At 44.7% G+C, this 14,278-nt stretch carries 13 protein-coding genes; 8 read left to right on the top strand and 5 right to left on the bottom strand.

The window, feature by feature from the left end; genetic code table 11:
* Positions 1-55 precede the first annotated feature (55 nt).
* Together DYC63_RS02295 and ubiM are read left to right on the top strand one after the other, a co-directional pair.
* Positions 56-622 (top strand): ankyrin repeat domain-containing protein, encoded by a 567-nt coding sequence (locus DYC63_RS02295; protein WP_115217752.1) that lies wholly within the window; start codon positions 56-58, stop codon positions 620-622.
* A gap of 104 nt (positions 623-726) precedes the next feature.
* Positions 727-1,914 carry a 5-demethoxyubiquinol-8 5-hydroxylase UbiM gene (ubiM, locus tag DYC63_RS02290; protein ID WP_115217751.1) on the top strand — a complete coding sequence of 396 codons (1,188 nt, stop codon included), beginning with the start codon at positions 727-729 and terminating at the stop codon, positions 1,912-1,914.
* A 51-nt stretch (positions 1,915-1,965) separates the two neighbouring features.
* Here ubiM and DYC63_RS02285 read toward each other — a convergent pair whose 3' ends face one another.
* On the bottom strand, positions 1,966-2,916 hold the full coding sequence (locus DYC63_RS02285; protein WP_115217750.1) for a hypothetical protein: 951 nt from the start codon (positions 2,914-2,916) through the stop codon (positions 1,966-1,968).
* 305 nt (positions 2,917-3,221) lie between these two features.
* Between DYC63_RS02285 and hutW the strand changes: the two genes are divergently transcribed.
* Entirely contained in the window at positions 3,222-5,042 is a 1,821-nt protein-coding gene (hutW, locus tag DYC63_RS02275; protein WP_115217748.1) for a heme anaerobic degradation radical SAM methyltransferase ChuW/HutW, read from the top strand.
* A complete protein-coding gene (locus DYC63_RS02270) occupies positions 5,043-5,654 on the top strand; it encodes an SDR family oxidoreductase (protein WP_115217747.1) in 612 nt (203 codons plus the stop codon).
* Between the two features lie 101 nt (positions 5,655-5,755).
* Here DYC63_RS02270 and DYC63_RS02265 read toward each other — a convergent pair whose 3' ends face one another.
* From DYC63_RS02265 to DYC63_RS02250, 4 genes are all read right to left on the bottom strand, one after another.
* Positions 5,756-6,874 (bottom strand): AOC03_06830 family ribosome hibernation factor, encoded by a 1,119-nt coding sequence (locus DYC63_RS02265; RefSeq protein ID WP_218564519.1) that lies wholly within the window; start codon positions 6,872-6,874, stop codon positions 5,756-5,758.
* 254 nt (positions 6,875-7,128) lie between these two features.
* Positions 7,129-8,922, bottom strand: coding sequence for an alpha-amylase family glycosyl hydrolase (locus tag DYC63_RS02260; RefSeq protein WP_218564518.1), 1,794 nt, complete (start codon positions 8,920-8,922; stop codon positions 7,129-7,131).
* A gap of 162 nt (positions 8,923-9,084) precedes the next feature.
* Positions 9,085-10,074 (bottom strand): diphosphomevalonate decarboxylase, encoded by a 990-nt coding sequence (mvaD, locus tag DYC63_RS02255; RefSeq protein ID WP_115217746.1) that lies wholly within the window; start codon positions 10,072-10,074, stop codon positions 9,085-9,087.
* A complete protein-coding gene (locus DYC63_RS02250) occupies positions 10,067-10,663 on the bottom strand; it encodes an IMPACT family protein (RefSeq protein WP_115217745.1) in 597 nt (198 codons plus the stop codon). The genes mvaD and DYC63_RS02250 overlap by 8 nt, the downstream gene beginning before the upstream one ends.
* A 75-nt stretch (positions 10,664-10,738) precedes the next feature.
* On the opposite strand from DYC63_RS02250, the gene DYC63_RS02245 reads away from it, so the two are divergent.
* The 4 genes from DYC63_RS02245 to DYC63_RS02230 all read left to right on the top strand — a co-directional run bounded on the left by DYC63_RS02245 (position 10,739) and on the right by DYC63_RS02230 (position 14,167).
* Positions 10,739-11,221, top strand: coding sequence for a hypothetical protein (locus tag DYC63_RS02245; protein WP_115217744.1), 483 nt, complete (start codon positions 10,739-10,741; stop codon positions 11,219-11,221).
* A 922-nt stretch (positions 11,222-12,143) separates the two neighbouring features.
* Positions 12,144-12,713 carry a hypothetical protein gene (locus DYC63_RS02240; protein ID WP_115217743.1) on the top strand — a complete coding sequence of 190 codons (570 nt, stop codon included), beginning with the start codon at positions 12,144-12,146 and terminating at the stop codon, positions 12,711-12,713.
* A gap of 157 nt (positions 12,714-12,870) precedes the next feature.
* On the top strand, positions 12,871-13,440 hold the full coding sequence (locus tag DYC63_RS02235; protein WP_115217742.1) for a hypothetical protein: 570 nt from the start codon (positions 12,871-12,873) through the stop codon (positions 13,438-13,440).
* 157 nt (positions 13,441-13,597) lie between these two features.
* On the top strand, positions 13,598-14,167 hold the full coding sequence (locus DYC63_RS02230) for a hypothetical protein (RefSeq protein WP_115217741.1): 570 nt from the start codon (positions 13,598-13,600) through the stop codon (positions 14,165-14,167).
* The last annotated feature ends 111 nt before the right edge of the window (positions 14,168-14,278 follow it).

The raw sequence follows: 14,278 nt of genomic DNA, 5'->3' as shown, positions 1-14,278 counted from the left end.
CCGCAAAGACCGCTGTTTGCGGCTGATAACTAGCGCTTTTCGAAGGAGAAAACACATGAATTTATCCCCTCTGTTACTTACGGTTTGCTTAAGCCTTGCTTGTTTACAAGCATCTGCCGCAGCTAATAAAGCAACTGCTTCAGTAAAAGAAGCAGCCGAAGCGCAGCAACGCATCGAACTGATGCAAAATTTTGAATATAGCGATGAAAAACAATGCTATGCTGTGATTGTGCCGGGCGAGGAGGCGCGGCCTATTTTGAATTTGCTTGTCGCCTCTTACGGTCTGCCGGATTTCGATAAAGCCGCATTGCAAAGCGCTTTAGAAGCCGCAGTCGCGCGCGGCTGCGATGTCAATGAGCTGGGTCATTCCGGCTTAAGTCCTCTGCATGAGGCGGTCTTGTTTAACGAGCCGGAGCTTGTGCGCTTTCTGCTTGCCCATGACGCGGATATCGAACAAAAAATTCAGCGTCCCGACAGCGCAGTTCATGAGTTGAATGCTCGGCAGTTTTTAGACAAACTCCTCTTGCTTGCCGCCGAAGGTAAGGGCGATATGCGCGATCGCAGTGCCGTGCAAGCCGCCTTGGCGCAGGCAGAAAAAACGCGGCAAAATCAAGAAAAATAAATCATTATCAGAGATTTAAAGTATTGTCTAGCATTTTTACCTGCCGCAGCCTATGCTATACTGCGTCGCTTTCGGCATAACTTTCAGAAGATTAGGATAGAACTATGCGTACAGAATTTGACCTCATCGTTGTCGGCGCCGGTCCAAGCGGATTGAGTTTGTGCCGCGCATTAGCCGACAGCGGCTTAGATATCGCCGTGATTGACCCACATTCGGCGGAAGAGCTGAGTAATCCGCCTTTTGACGGACGCGAAATCGCGCTTACCCATCCCTCAAAACATATCTTGGAAAACCTAGGCATTTGGCAGGGCTTTGCCGAAGATGAGATTTATTTCTTGCGCGAAGCCAAAGTCGTCAATGGCGACAGCCCGTATCAACTGCATTTCGCTCTGCCGCCGACCGACAGCAAAAAGCGCCCGATTGATACGCTCGGCTATTTGGTTTCCAATCACAATATCCGCCGCGCCGCCTATGCCGCCGCGCAAAAACAACATAATCTCCATTGGTTTTTGCAGGAAAAAGTCGTGCATAGCACCAGCGACGCGCAGCGTGCCAGCGTTACGTTATCTAATGGTACGCAATTGCATGCCCCATTATTGGTTGCCGCCGACAGCCGTCTTTCTAGTGTGCGCCGCCAAATGGGCATCGTCTGCGATATGCATGATTTCGGGCGTACCGTCTTGGTTTTCCGTCTTGAACACAGCATCAGCAATGACCATACCGCCTTTGAATGCTTCTTCTACGGCTCGACTCTAGCCCTGTTACCGCTTACAGACCACATCACTAACTGCGTGATTACCATCGACAGCCGCAAAGTACACACCTTGACTTCGCTCGCACCGCAAGCCTTAGCCGACCATGTTGCCGCGCAAGTGCAGCACCGCTTCGGCGAAATGCGTTTAATCAGCGAAGTTTGCGACTATCCGCTGATGGGAACCCATGCCCGCCGTTTCCACGCCACACGTTGCGCCTTGATTGGCGATGCCGCCTGCGGTATGCATCCTGTTACCGCGCACGGCTATAATCTGGGGCTGCAAAGTCAGGAAATTTTGGCGCGTCTGATATTGCGTCAGCACGGACAAGGTAAGGACATCGGCGCGGATAATATGCTCGCCGCCTATACCCGCCAGCATCAAAGAAATACCCTGCCGCTCTATCACGGCACGAATTTGATTGTAAAACTCTTTACCCGCGAAACGCCGATAGCGAAAGTTGTGCGCGGCGGCGTATTGCGTGTGAGCAATAAACTGCCCTTTTTGAAGACCATCATCACGCGGCAGCTGACCGGTTAATTGCTCTATGATTCTCTGTTATGATGAAAAAGCGCCTGTAAAGGCGTTTTTTCATGCCGGATTACTTGGTGAGGTTTCGGCGGTGTTTTCCCGTGCTTGCCAGCGGTAGGGAAGAATAAAACATAAGAGATTGAGTAGAAATAGCCAGCCGTAGCGCGTTTCAAAGGAATGGGCGGTCATGATTTGGTATTGAATCAGCCATGGGCGGAGCAGCGAAAAAATAAAGTGCGCGCTATTGATGAATAAGACTATCCATGCCAAAGGCAGGATGTTCATCGACTGCTGCAAGCGCGGCATCATTGGCGCGCTTTTCTTTTTTATCATGTTTGCTATTTGTGCTATTTCTTCTGCCATTTCATGATGATATATAAAAGAATGATGTTTGCTTTCGATGAAGATGTTTTCGGTTTTGCGATTCCTAAGATGAAAATGCCAGCCTACGCGGCGACCACGGCCGCTGATATAAGTGTTGTATGCTTCTATTTTTGATAATTCATGCCAATCGAAATGCGTGTTGAGTGTTTTTCGGGCAAAGCTGATTTGAGTCGGAAAGAACAAACGTTTTCGAGTCGCAAGGCTGATGCCTTGAGCATTCAGGCTGACCACAGGATAAGCGGACATGAAAAAAATAGCGTATAAACGCTTGAATATTTTCCTTAACATTAAGGCGAAAATCATCAGCAAAATCCATGACGAGCCATCAAAAGAGGGCAGCGTGATATCGGCGAACAGATTATCCGGCAATAGGCTTTTCTCTTTGTAAAAGCGTTCGATGCTCAGATAATTGTCTGTGTTTGCCGCGGTATCGGCTGCGTGAAAATGTATCGTCTTAAAAAATATTCTGTAAACAATATAGCTGATGCCAAACCAGCAAAATACCCCAAAATTCGTGTTGCGAACCAGTTTCGGGTGTTTATACCAAGAATAGCAGGCGGAAGCATTGTGATAAAAATCCTTATCATATTGCTCATCGGAAACAGGAGTATGGGATGGTGTGGTCATAAAATTTCTTTAATCCTTACAAATACCTGATGCCGATAAAAGCGCATGCAATCATTCAACATCAATAGACAAGCTATGGTATCGCATCTTGCGGCGGCTGTCTTTCTCTCACGCTCAGGGTAGATAGCCGATGTGGCTCTTGCCATATCGGTATTATCGTCGTTTTTCCTTTGCAGAAAACCCTGCATTCTAAAACTTGATTACTACTGAAAAAAGCAAATTTTTTGGTAAACCAATTTGGGATAATAAAGATTTTCATTTTGTTTTTTGCTAGAATTTGCTTTTCTCATCATGACGACAAGCTAATGATTGCAAATAAACGTTATTCATCACAACAAGTTGCGCCGCATGCTTTTGCCGAGCGGCGTTCATTGCAGCCTATTTGGGGCGGAGTCCCTGTGGCGGCGGAAGAATGGCAAACTTTGTTTCGGCAGGAAATCGTCCGTCCTTTAGAGCAAGATGCTTTGGCATATATCCACATTCCTTTTTGTGCCAATCATTGCGTATTTTGCGGCTTTTACCGCAATCCTTGGCATGATGAGCAAAGCGCGATATATGTCGATAAGGTCATTGGGGAGCTGGCGCAAGAAGCGCAAATGCGTTCGGGCAGCGGCAAAATTCGTGCAGTGTATTTTGGCGGCGGCACGCCCACCGCTTTGCATACTGCGGATTTAGTACGCTTAATTGAGGCTTGTCAGCGTTATTTGCCCTTGGCGGAGGATTGTGAATTTACACTTGAAGGGCGGATTCGTCATTTTGATTTAGATAAAGCACGGGCATGTATTGCGGCGGGCGTGAATCGTATTTCGATTGGCGTGCAAACCTTTAATACGGAAATTCGGCGCAAACTGGGGCGCAAATTCAGCGGCGACGAAGCTTATCAATATTTAGAACAATTGGCGCGTGAAAAAGTGGTCTTGGTAGCGGATTTAATGTTTGGTTTGCCGCGTCAAGATGATGCCGTTTGGGCGCAGGATATTGCACGCGCCTGCGCCCTGCCTTTAGCGGGACTGGACACTTATGCTTTTAATTTATTCCCGCAATTGCCGATTAACCGCATGATTGAAAATGATAAGTTTCCGGCGCCGCCCTCTTTGGCGGAGCAAAGCTGCCATTATGCCTATGCGGTAGAAACCCTAATGGAAAACGGCTGGCTGCAAGTCAGCAACAGCCATTTTGCCCGCCCTGATGGTGGGGAACGTAATTTATATAACACGCTGGTGAAATCTAATATGCCTTGTTTGGCATTCGGCTCTGGGGCAGGGGGAAATATTGGGGCGTATAGCTATATGGTGCAGGCTGATTTGCAACAATATCTTGATACGCCTTCAGGCGAGAAAAACATTCTCTTTATGAGCCGCCACGGCGAACATAAAGCCCTGCTTGCTCAAGTGCAGCATGATATCGAGCTTGGGCAAATTGACAGTACATTATTTAAACAGCATCCTCATGCTTTGCGGCAAATCCAAGCATGGGCAAAGCAAGATTTACTCAGTATTGACCAAAACGGGCTGGCGCATTTGCATACCAGCGGACGTTTTTGGTCGCCCACCATGACGCGCAAGCTCATGATGAGCCTTTCTTCTCCCTCTGAACAAGGAAATATGATGACTTTAAACGATGAAAAACGTGCGCAATTGCGCGACAGTCTTGCCAAAAGACCGGGACAAATTTTGGAAATGCTCGCAAATGAATACCAATGTTCCCTAGCCGATGTTTTAGAACTTTTGCCCGAAGGTATGGCGCGCAAAATCGGCAGCGAACATTTTGTTGCGATTATGGGCGCGATTGCCGAATGGGAGCATCCGATTACCTTTATTACCCATACGCCGGATGTGATTATGGAAGTCAGCAGCCGTCTGCCTAAAGGACGTATCGCACGCGGCTTTTATAATTTTGAAGAAGGCGAAGCGGGCGGCGTGCACGGGCATATTTATCATGAGCATTGCGCGGCAATCTATCTCTTGGAACGCCCCTTTATGGGAACGGCAACCATGTCGCTGAATTTTATCAACCATAAAGGCGGCGCGATGTTTAAAATTTTTGTGGGACGCGATGAAAACGGCAAACTGCGTGAAGAACAAATTACTGCGATGCGTGAATTATTTAATCGTTTGGAGGCGTAAATGAAGCTGATTTTTGGTGCAAACGGTCGTAGCGGTCGCGCATTATTTGAGCAAATCGGCAATCATGAAAGTATTGCCCTTGTTCGCCGCATGCCGGAAGACGATTTCTTCAGCAGTCGCGGCATTCGCACGGCAATTGCTGATGCTTTGGATGAAACAGCGGTTGCCGATATTATTAAGGAAAGCCAAGCCGAGATGGTCATCAGCCTCATCGGAGGGAAGAATGCGCAGGGCGAGCGCTGTGATTTTATCGGCAATCAGCATATTATCAATGCCTTGACTGAACATTCGCCGCAGACATATTTTATCTTGATTAGCAGCATGGGCTGCGGTGAGCAATGGGAGCATATGCCGCCGATGGTGCAGGAAATGCTAGGTGAAGCGTTGGAAGCCAAAACACAGGCGGAAAATCTGCTGAAAAACAGCGGATTAAATTATTGCATTCTGCGCCCTTGCGGATTGAACAGCCACAAAGATAATCCCTTCCAACTCCGTGAACGCTTAGAAGACGTGCCGCCCGGCTATATGAGCCGCGCGGGGCTTGTCGCCGCGATTGCGCAGATCATGGCGGATAAACCTGAGAGGAAAATTTATACTTTGAGTTCTTATTAGGCCGTTTAAGAGAACAATAAGCCTGATTATTGTTATTCATATAAAATAAAAACGGCAGCCGAAGCTGCCGTTTTTTGCGCTTATTGCTTAATGCTTATTGCTTAATAGCGGGTAACGAGGGCAATCGGTTCTTTTTCATTGTTTTCGTCAGCAGGTAAGAAAACCACTTCGCCGCCGTTATGGCTGACTAATTCAATGATTTCTCCCACTGCATCGTCAGTAACCCCGGCTTTGGTCGCATCTTCTTCCACTTTAAGACTGAGTTCTTTTTCATCAATCGTGGCAGGCACGCGATAACCTTGGCGAACGATAAGGCTTAAGGCATTGCCTTCGAAAGCTGCGCGGTAGATGGCTTGCAAATCCGTGCGCAGAAGATTTTCATTGCGTGCTTTCTCTAAAGCGGCTTTAGCTTCTTCATAGCGCTTGCCTTGCTGTTCTTGAACAAGCTCTTGCACACCGTCAATGAAGCTTTGCGGATGTCCGTCTTCCAAATTCGGCAAATGGCTGAGTTTGCCGATGATGATGTTCGGATTGTCGCATACTTGCTCATAAGCGCCTAAGTTTTGCGTCTCGCCTACCAGAATGACCGGCAGCGGCGATTGATTGTAGAATTGTTGCAGGCTCTTATCGACACGGTTAAAGAATTCTTTCAAATATTTGTCATCATCCGCCGAGCCGGTGCGGTCTGCTTTGCTACCGGTAGGCAGGCTGGTATTGTTAATCGGGAAAGTCAGTTCGTCCATTTGCTGTTGACGAAGGCTTTCGGCGGTAATTTCTTTGACCAGACGATTGTTCGCACCTTCGATGAGACGCGCTTTATCACGTGTAATCAATAAAATGTAGTAAGCGAAAGATTGAGAAAGGTGGCGCATAAAGCTGCGGGTAGCGAATTTTTCGCCGATATTGACGCGTGCATCAACGTCAAAAGGCAGACGGATGGCTTGCGCTTCTTCACTAGTTGCAAAAATAGCTAAAGAGTCAAGGTTGTAATTGTGATCCCAGTCCGCTAATTGCGCTTCGATGTTTTCCAGTACGGCTTGTGCGATGCGTTTGTCGTATTCTGCGGTAATGCGTTCTTCGGCAATTTTAAGTTGGTTTTTGATTGCGATGGCATCTTGTTGATTGTCGGGGAAGGTGCGATGTGTGGGAACAAAAATACTCACTGCCGGTTGAGCATTTACTTGGCGTAATTCTTTTAAGGTATTTTTAATAGCTAACATATCTATTCCTTTAAGTTGATTTCACTTGTCTGTTGACGGGGCTAATGTAGCAAGACTAAGCTAATGTAGCAAGACTAGGGCGCTTTAAAAAGTTTTGATACGTTAATATTAAACTTAAAACACAAATGTTTATGGATAATGCTTGTTGATTTTTGATAAATGCAGTGAAAACAAACAGGATTTATGCCTCAAAAAGAGGCATAAATTGTTCGCAGGCTTCTTTTCTTACCAATAGGCAAGATTTGAGGTAAGAATTACAGCTTGCGGCTATAAATCAATACGGAATAAGGCGCGATTTGAATTGCCGCACAGGCATTGAATCCGTCTCTTGCCGCGTTTTCTGCATAGATATTGCCGCTAGGCGTGTCGGCGAAATCATCGCTGTAAATAGCGGCATCGGAATTAAAACGCAGCGTCCATTCGCCGCTTTCCGGAAAGCCGATGAGGTAATTGTTGTGTGCTTGGTGGCTGCAATTGGCGATAATCATCACATCGTCGCCTGCGCCGTGTTGATCCCAACGTTGGAAGGCGATGATGTTATCGGCTTCGTTGAGATGGCTAATGGCAATATGTTGCCCGCACAGTCCGCGCGTGTTGCCGTATCGATTCAGACGCAGGCGGATTAGATCGCGGTACATGCGAACGATGCCGTGATAGTCTTCGCGCAGATCCCAATCCAGCGGTACGTCGTCGCGAAACCATTCGCCTTGCAGGAATTCTTGTCCCTGAAAAATCATCGGAATGCCGGGAGCAGTAAAGAGCAGGGCGGCGGCGAGGGTGGAACGTTTTTGCGCATACCAGCCTTGCGGATCATCGGGGTGGATTTCCTGCGGCACACGCGCTTTGCCGTTGGCGACTTCATCATGCGATTCGCTGTAAATCACGCGACTGCAAGCGTCATTGCCGTAGCGGAAGCTCAGGGCGGCGGCGAGAGCGTGCATGGAGCGTTCTTGATCTTGCGCGGCGGTGACGAAAGTCCGAATAGGATGGACGAATTGCGCGTCCCATTGCGAGTGGAAACCTGCACCGCCGGCAGCAGTATCGGCGGTGATGGCTTCGTTGCTGTGCAGGTCTTCGGCAATTGTAATGCGGCCGGGAAAGGCTTGGCGCACCGAAGCATTGATTTCTTGCAGCAGATGCCAACCTTCGGGAATCGCCTCGCCGCCGGCATCGGTGCTGTGGATATAGACCGTCATATCGTAGCGCAGTCCGTCAAGATGATAATCTTTTAGCCACATCATGACATTATCATGAATGAATCGGCGTACTTCTTCGCGCCCGTAATCGGGGCGCGTATCGCCCCAAGGGGTTTGCGAGCGGTGGTCGTTATAAAAATAGATACCGCCTTTGTCGTTTTCCTGCCAGCCGTCAAACTGCCACAAATCCAAATCGCTGGGACCGAAATGGTTATAGACCACGTCAAGAATGACGGCGATGCCGCGACGATGCGCTTCTTTGACTAAGCGCTTAAAGCCGTCTGGACCGCCGTAAGCACTTTCGACCGCAAAAAGATGTGCGGGATTGTAGCCCCAAGACAAATCGCCGGCGAATTCGGCAATCGGCATGACTTGAATCACATTAATGCCGAGTTTTTGCAGATAATCCAAGCGTTTTAAGACCATGTCGAAATTGCCGACTTCGTTTTCGTCTTCTCTGTAAAAAGAGCCGACATGCATTTCGTAGATGACGAGTTCATTATGCGCAGGCAGCGTGAAATGATCATCTTCCCAATCAAAGGCGGCGGGATCGTAAATCACGCCGTTGCCCACCGAATTGGTCACTTGCCGAGCATAAGGGTCGATGCGCGAAAGCTTTTGTTCGCCGTTTGTGATGCAGTAGCGGTATTGCTGCCCAAGTGCGGCGCTTGCGACTTCGCCGTACCAATAGCCATTGCCTTCATGGATTAAAGGATTAGCACTTTCCGACCAATCATTAAAATCGCCCGTCACGGCAAGCGCATCGGCATGCGGCGCCCATACGCGGAAAAAAATGCCGCCTGCAAAAGGCAGCGCGCCCATGCCGGATTGATGTGTGGTTTGTTCTGCCATGACTGTTCCTTTAAGCCTTGTTTTAACGGCGATAGCGCCGCACTTGAGAGTGCCGAAGAATTAAAAAGTATTTGCCTTGCCGTATGCCTACTATAGCACAGCGGCAATCGGGCGCGATAAGGTGAAGCGGATTTAAGCAGCGGCTGTTTGCAGATACCGCTGCTAAGCGAAAGGATTGATGGCGACCATATGAGGAAAAGCGGCCAGAACTTCCGCCTCATCTTTCGCCAGATACAGCAATTTCAAATTCGGGCCGGCATCGGCGGTGAAATAGAGCGGCAATCCCTGCGCACGCAGGGCATGAATACGCGCAATCTGACGGAAACTCTCCGCTTGCAGATAAATCAACGCAGGACGCGCTGCCATCATGCTAGCATGCATGGCAAATGCATTCGATTCGGCGGTTTGCGCAAGCAGATGAAAATCTCGATTGGCAATCGCTTCTTCAATTGTTTGCAAATCCGCTTCAGCACAGGCCGCCCAAGGTGCATACAGCGGACTAGTCGCTACCGTATGATTCATACCGTCGCGACTGGAAACGCTTTTTTCCGCCGTATCGATTTCCAATAAACCGATATGCAAATCCTGCCAATCGCTAGTAATCGGCATTGCATAAGAATCGCTGCCGTCCGCCGCTTCGCCCTTTTGCCATTTGACAAAACCATGCCAGAGAGAACGCGCGGCGCTGCCGCTGCCAATCCGTGCAAAACTCGACAAAATGCGGCTGTCCAAATCCAATTGCCACAAATCCGCTAAAGCTAAAGTCAGCGCGGCAAAACCGGAGGCGCTGGAAGCCAAACCTGCGGCGGTGGGAATCGTATTACTACTCTCAATCAGCAAAGAAGGTGTTTGTCCGCGGCGGAACAAACGGATAAATGCCTGTGTCTTGCGGTAAAAAGCACTGTCGGGGCTGATGTTTTTACCATTCAAAACCATCATATCCTGCGGCGCATCAATCGCAATGACCGTCGTATGCGTACCGAGCGCGCCTAAGGAAATCGATAAACTGCCGTTCATCGGCAAATTTAGCGCCGCATCGCGTTTGCCCCAATATTTAGACAAAGCGATATTCGCCGGCGCATAAGCCTGTCCGCTATCTTTGGCTTGAAGATGCGGCGGTAAAAATCGATTGAAATACTCTTCTTTAGTCATAATCTTGCGTAGAAATATTGAAAGAATGCAATTGTGCGCGGATAGCTTCAAGATTATCGCGCTCTCCGCGCAAATGAAAGCGGCAGGAAATCCCCATCTCTTGGCTGATAATGTCCAGCTGATGCTGCTGCACCGCCTGCATCAAACGATGCACCTGCGCATACTCCGCCACCGCCACAAACTCCGCCTTCGGCACAATCGGGAGAAAACGCCCCTGCTTAAGCGCATCTTGCGCCGCCTGCTTATAAGCGCGGATTAAACCGGATACCCCGAGCAAAGTACCGCCGAAATAGCGCACCACAATCAGACCGCAATCGGAAACCTCAAAAGACTGTAATTGATGATAAATCGGCAGCCCCGCCGTACCGCTAGGTTCGCCGTCATCATTAACACGGTACTGCTGCCCATTCTCGCCCAAACGCCAAGCATAGCAATGATGACGCGCTTTAGGATGCGCCTGACGCAAATCTGCCAAGCGTTTGCCAAACTCATCTTCCTGCCGGCAAGGAAAGGCGAAAGCTAAAAATTTACTGCCCTTTTCCTGATACAGTCCTTCGCAGGCGGCTGAAAGCGTCAAAGCATAAGTCAATTTTTATCCTTTATTCTCTGTGTTTTCCTGCGAAACATGCTACATTAGAGGCGCACAAAGATACAAGGAGCGTGTATGAAAATTCGTGTTTTATTATTAACTTCAGTCTTATCTCTCAGCACCATGGCGCAGCAAAGCCTATCAAACGATGTCCGCGTCCAAGCGCGCCACAGCGAAGAACTGCGCGTCATGCCCGAAGGTAGTCCTGCCATGACGCCTAAAGCCTATGAGCAAAGAAGCCGCATTCCAGTCAAACAAATCAGCTTAAATGCGCAAGGTGCGGCGCGTTTGGTCGGCTCCGTGCGCGGACTGGGCATGGACACCTATCAATTCAGCGGCAATGCCGGCGACGTCATTCGTATCATCAGCGCCAAAGCCACTGCGATGGAATTTGCCATTTTCAGCCCCGAAATGGGCATGCGCTTCGGCAATTATCAAGTATTGCCCTACACCGGCGTATATGAACTGCGTATTGTCAATAACCGCAAAGACTCCGCACGCAACCGCAAAGCGCGACATTACGACGTCACCTTTACCTTGCAACGCCCAAGCAAATAATCCGTTTCAAAACCGCCTCGATAGGCGGTTTTTTTACAATACGCCCTATACAGGTTTTTATCATAAGCGGAATATCCAAAACATCAGAAAATATAGTCGATTAAAATAAAAATGAGACAAGGCGAGCCAACGCCGTATCATTGCAATTTTAATCGACTATAGAATCAAACAATTACTTTGAACTGCGCCTATAAAATAGTAAAAGAATTTTGCCCCTAGCGCCGAGTGGCACCGCGATAAAAATACGATAGCGCAGCAGGGAAATGCCGCCGAGCAATATTGACATTATGCGGACTCCGTAAAGATGCTTAAGGCGGTTTCTAAGCTAAATCTCACGCATTTGGAAACTAATAACACAAGATAACGGCAGTACCATTGCATGCAGCAAAATAATCGAAGAATTGAAAAAGTATTACGGCGTTAGCTTGCCTTGTCTCATTTTGACGTTAAGTCACTATACCAAGCCGAATATCGCTAAGCACATAACTATTTTTCTATTTTTTATAGCATTATCGTTTTTCATTATGCTACAATCCGAGCATCCGTAAATTATTACTTAATTTACATAAAAATTTAACTTTAGCGATAATCGAATAGGTGGAAAAGTAACGCGACGTAAGTAGTACGGTGATTAGGGCAAGTCAGCAAACACCGTGATGTTTTTCAATTCTAGGGTTCTAGGAGGATGAGCGATAACAAAACGAGTAAATAGTAACAACGCAGCAAAATTTTCTTCTCGCTACTAATTAATTTCGTAAAACAGAATATATAGTATCTTAACGTCAAAATGGAATTTAGAGATGCATATTTTGTCAGGAGAAGTACTTGGAATAATCTCATTTTGATATTAAGAGACTGGAGATTATAGTTATAATAACAAGATGATAGATCAAATATAAAATAAATAATTTTTGGAGTCAATATGTTTAAATTTTTATTATCCTATATTACACTTGAGGATTGTTCAAAAGATGATTTAAAATCGACACTTATTATTTGGGTAATAATATTTCTAGTTTCAATTTATGCTGAAATTTCAATTAAACCATCAGAAGAATATCGTGAATATATAGGAAAAACAATAGTATTCAAAGGTCCTTTTAACATTTCTTATTCAAAAGGTAGTGGGAGAATACCTTCAGAATTCATCATTCATAGCAATATTATGCCGGCAAGGTTTTCATCGAGTTGTTCTGGAGTAGAGTTATATGACTTTTGTAGTAAAAAAAAGAGAGTTCCATATAAATTTAACGAAGAATACGAACTAAATTATTATGTAAGGAGTATTTACAAAGATAGATTTTGGGGATTGATAAGCAGCGTTAAAAAGAATGGAAATTATATTTTTTACAACAAACGTCTGAATGAATTTGTTTTTTTACAAAAAGCATGGGAGTTTTTCTATATTTTTTGGTATCCAATTATTTTTTGGTATATTTTTATTTCTTATAATAGAATTAAGTCAATCTCAAAAAAGGAGAATAAATCATGACTGTTTTAGCTGTTTTCTTTGATTCAGAAAGCATCAAAATCTAATATGTTTAATGTAATACCATCAGAAAACTTTATACCTGCTGAGTTAGGCATTCCCAACCTGAATCTCACACATTGATAGTTCAAATGCAAAACCAATAATTTTTGGAGTCAATATGTTTAAATTTTTATTATCCTATATTACACTTGAGGATTGTTCAAAAGATGATTTAAAATTGACACTTATTATTTGGGTAATGATATTTCTGTTTTCAATTTATAATGAAATTGTATATAAGCCATTAGAGGAATATCGTGAATATATGGGAAAAACAATAGTATTCAAAGGTCCTTTTGACATTTCTTATTCAAAAGGTGGTGGGAGAATACCTTCAGAATTCATCATTCACAGCAATATTATGCCGGCAAGGTTTTCATCGAGTTGTATTGGAGTGGAGCTATATGACTTTTGTAGTAAAAAAAGAAGAGTTTTATATAAATTTAATGAAGAATACGAGCTGAATTATTATGTGAGAAATATTGAAAAATCCAGATTTATCGGATTGATAATTAGCGTTAAAAAGAATGGTGATTATATTTTTCAAAATAAACATTTAAATCGATTCCTTCTTCCAAAAAAAATATGGGACTTTTTTTATATTTTTTGGTATCCAATTATTTTTTGGTATATTTTTATTTCTTATAATAGAATTAAGTCAATCTCAAAAAAGGAGAATAAATCATGACTGTTTTAGCTGTTTTCTTTGATTCAGGGGATGCCAGAATCTAATATGTTTAATGTAATACCATCAGCCAACTTTATACCTGCTGAGTTAGGCATTCCCAACCTGAATCTCACACATTGATAGTTCAAATGCAAAACAAATAATTTTTGGAGTCAATATGTTTAAATTTTTATTATCCTATATTACGCTTGCTGATTGTTCAAAAAAGGATTTAAAGTCCATACTTTTCGTTTGGATAATCATGCTTTTTATTTTTATTTATGCTGGAATTTCAAGCAAACCTTTAGAGCAATATCGTAAATATGTAGGGAAAACAATAATATTCAAAGGTCCTTTTGAAATTTCTTTTTCAAAAGGTAGTGGAAAAATACCTTCAGACTTCATCATTCATAGCAATATTATGCCGGCAAGGTTTTCATCGAGTTGTATTGGAGTAGAGCTATATGACTTTTGTAGTAAAAAAAGGAGGGTTTCATATCAATTTAATGAAGAATACGAACTGAATTATTATATAGGGAGTATTGAAAAAGATATATTTGTTGGCTTAATAAGCAGTGTTAAAAAGAATGGGGATTATATTTTTCAAAATAAACAATTAAATGAATTTATTTTTTCTCAAAAAATACAGAATAATTTTTTTATATTTTCTTATTTTATTATCTTTTGGTATATTTTTATTTCTTATAATAGAATTAAGTCAATCTCAAAAAAGGAGAATAAATTATGACTGTTTTAGCTGTTTTCTTTGATTTAATGGGAAATAGTGCATCTACTTTAAACAATTGGGTAGGTAGTACAGTAAGATATGAAAAAGGTGAAAAAACTCATATTGCTGTTA

The sequence above is a fragment of the Suttonella indologenes genome, assembly GCF_900460215.1.
Taxonomy (GTDB): Bacteria; Pseudomonadota; Gammaproteobacteria; order Cardiobacteriales; family Cardiobacteriaceae; genus Suttonella; species Suttonella indologenes.
The sequence above is the reverse complement of the archived record's forward strand: the minus strand, read 5'-3'. Positions and strand labels throughout refer to the sequence as shown.

Coding starts and splice junctions, on each gene's coding strand:
- DYC63_RS02260 (WP_218564518.1), bottom strand. CDS start 8,922: ATGGCAGAACAAACCACACATCAATCCGGCATGGGCGCGCTGCCTTTT.
- DYC63_RS02235 (WP_115217742.1), top strand. CDS start 12,871: ATGTTTAAATTTTTATTATCCTATATTACACTTGAGGATTGTTCAAAA.
- mvaD (WP_115217746.1), bottom strand. CDS start 10,074: ATGACTAAAGAAGAGTATTTCAATCGATTTTTACCGCCGCATCTTCAA.
- DYC63_RS02240 (WP_115217743.1), top strand. CDS start 12,144: ATGTTTAAATTTTTATTATCCTATATTACACTTGAGGATTGTTCAAAA.
- DYC63_RS02270 (WP_115217747.1), top strand. CDS start 5,043: ATGAAGCTGATTTTTGGTGCAAACGGTCGTAGCGGTCGCGCATTATTT.
- DYC63_RS02285 (WP_115217750.1), bottom strand. CDS start 2,916: ATGACCACACCATCCCATACTCCTGTTTCCGATGAGCAATATGATAAG.
- DYC63_RS02245 (WP_115217744.1), top strand. CDS start 10,739: ATGAAAATTCGTGTTTTATTATTAACTTCAGTCTTATCTCTCAGCACC.
- hutW (WP_115217748.1), top strand. CDS start 3,222: ATGATTGCAAATAAACGTTATTCATCACAACAAGTTGCGCCGCATGCT.
- ubiM (WP_115217751.1), top strand. CDS start 727: ATGCGTACAGAATTTGACCTCATCGTTGTCGGCGCCGGTCCAAGCGGA.
- DYC63_RS02230 (WP_115217741.1), top strand. CDS start 13,598: ATGTTTAAATTTTTATTATCCTATATTACGCTTGCTGATTGTTCAAAA.
- DYC63_RS02295 (WP_115217752.1), top strand. CDS start 56: ATGAATTTATCCCCTCTGTTACTTACGGTTTGCTTAAGCCTTGCTTGT.
- DYC63_RS02265 (WP_218564519.1), bottom strand. CDS start 6,874: ATGTTAGCTATTAAAAATACCTTAAAAGAATTACGCCAAGTAAATGCT.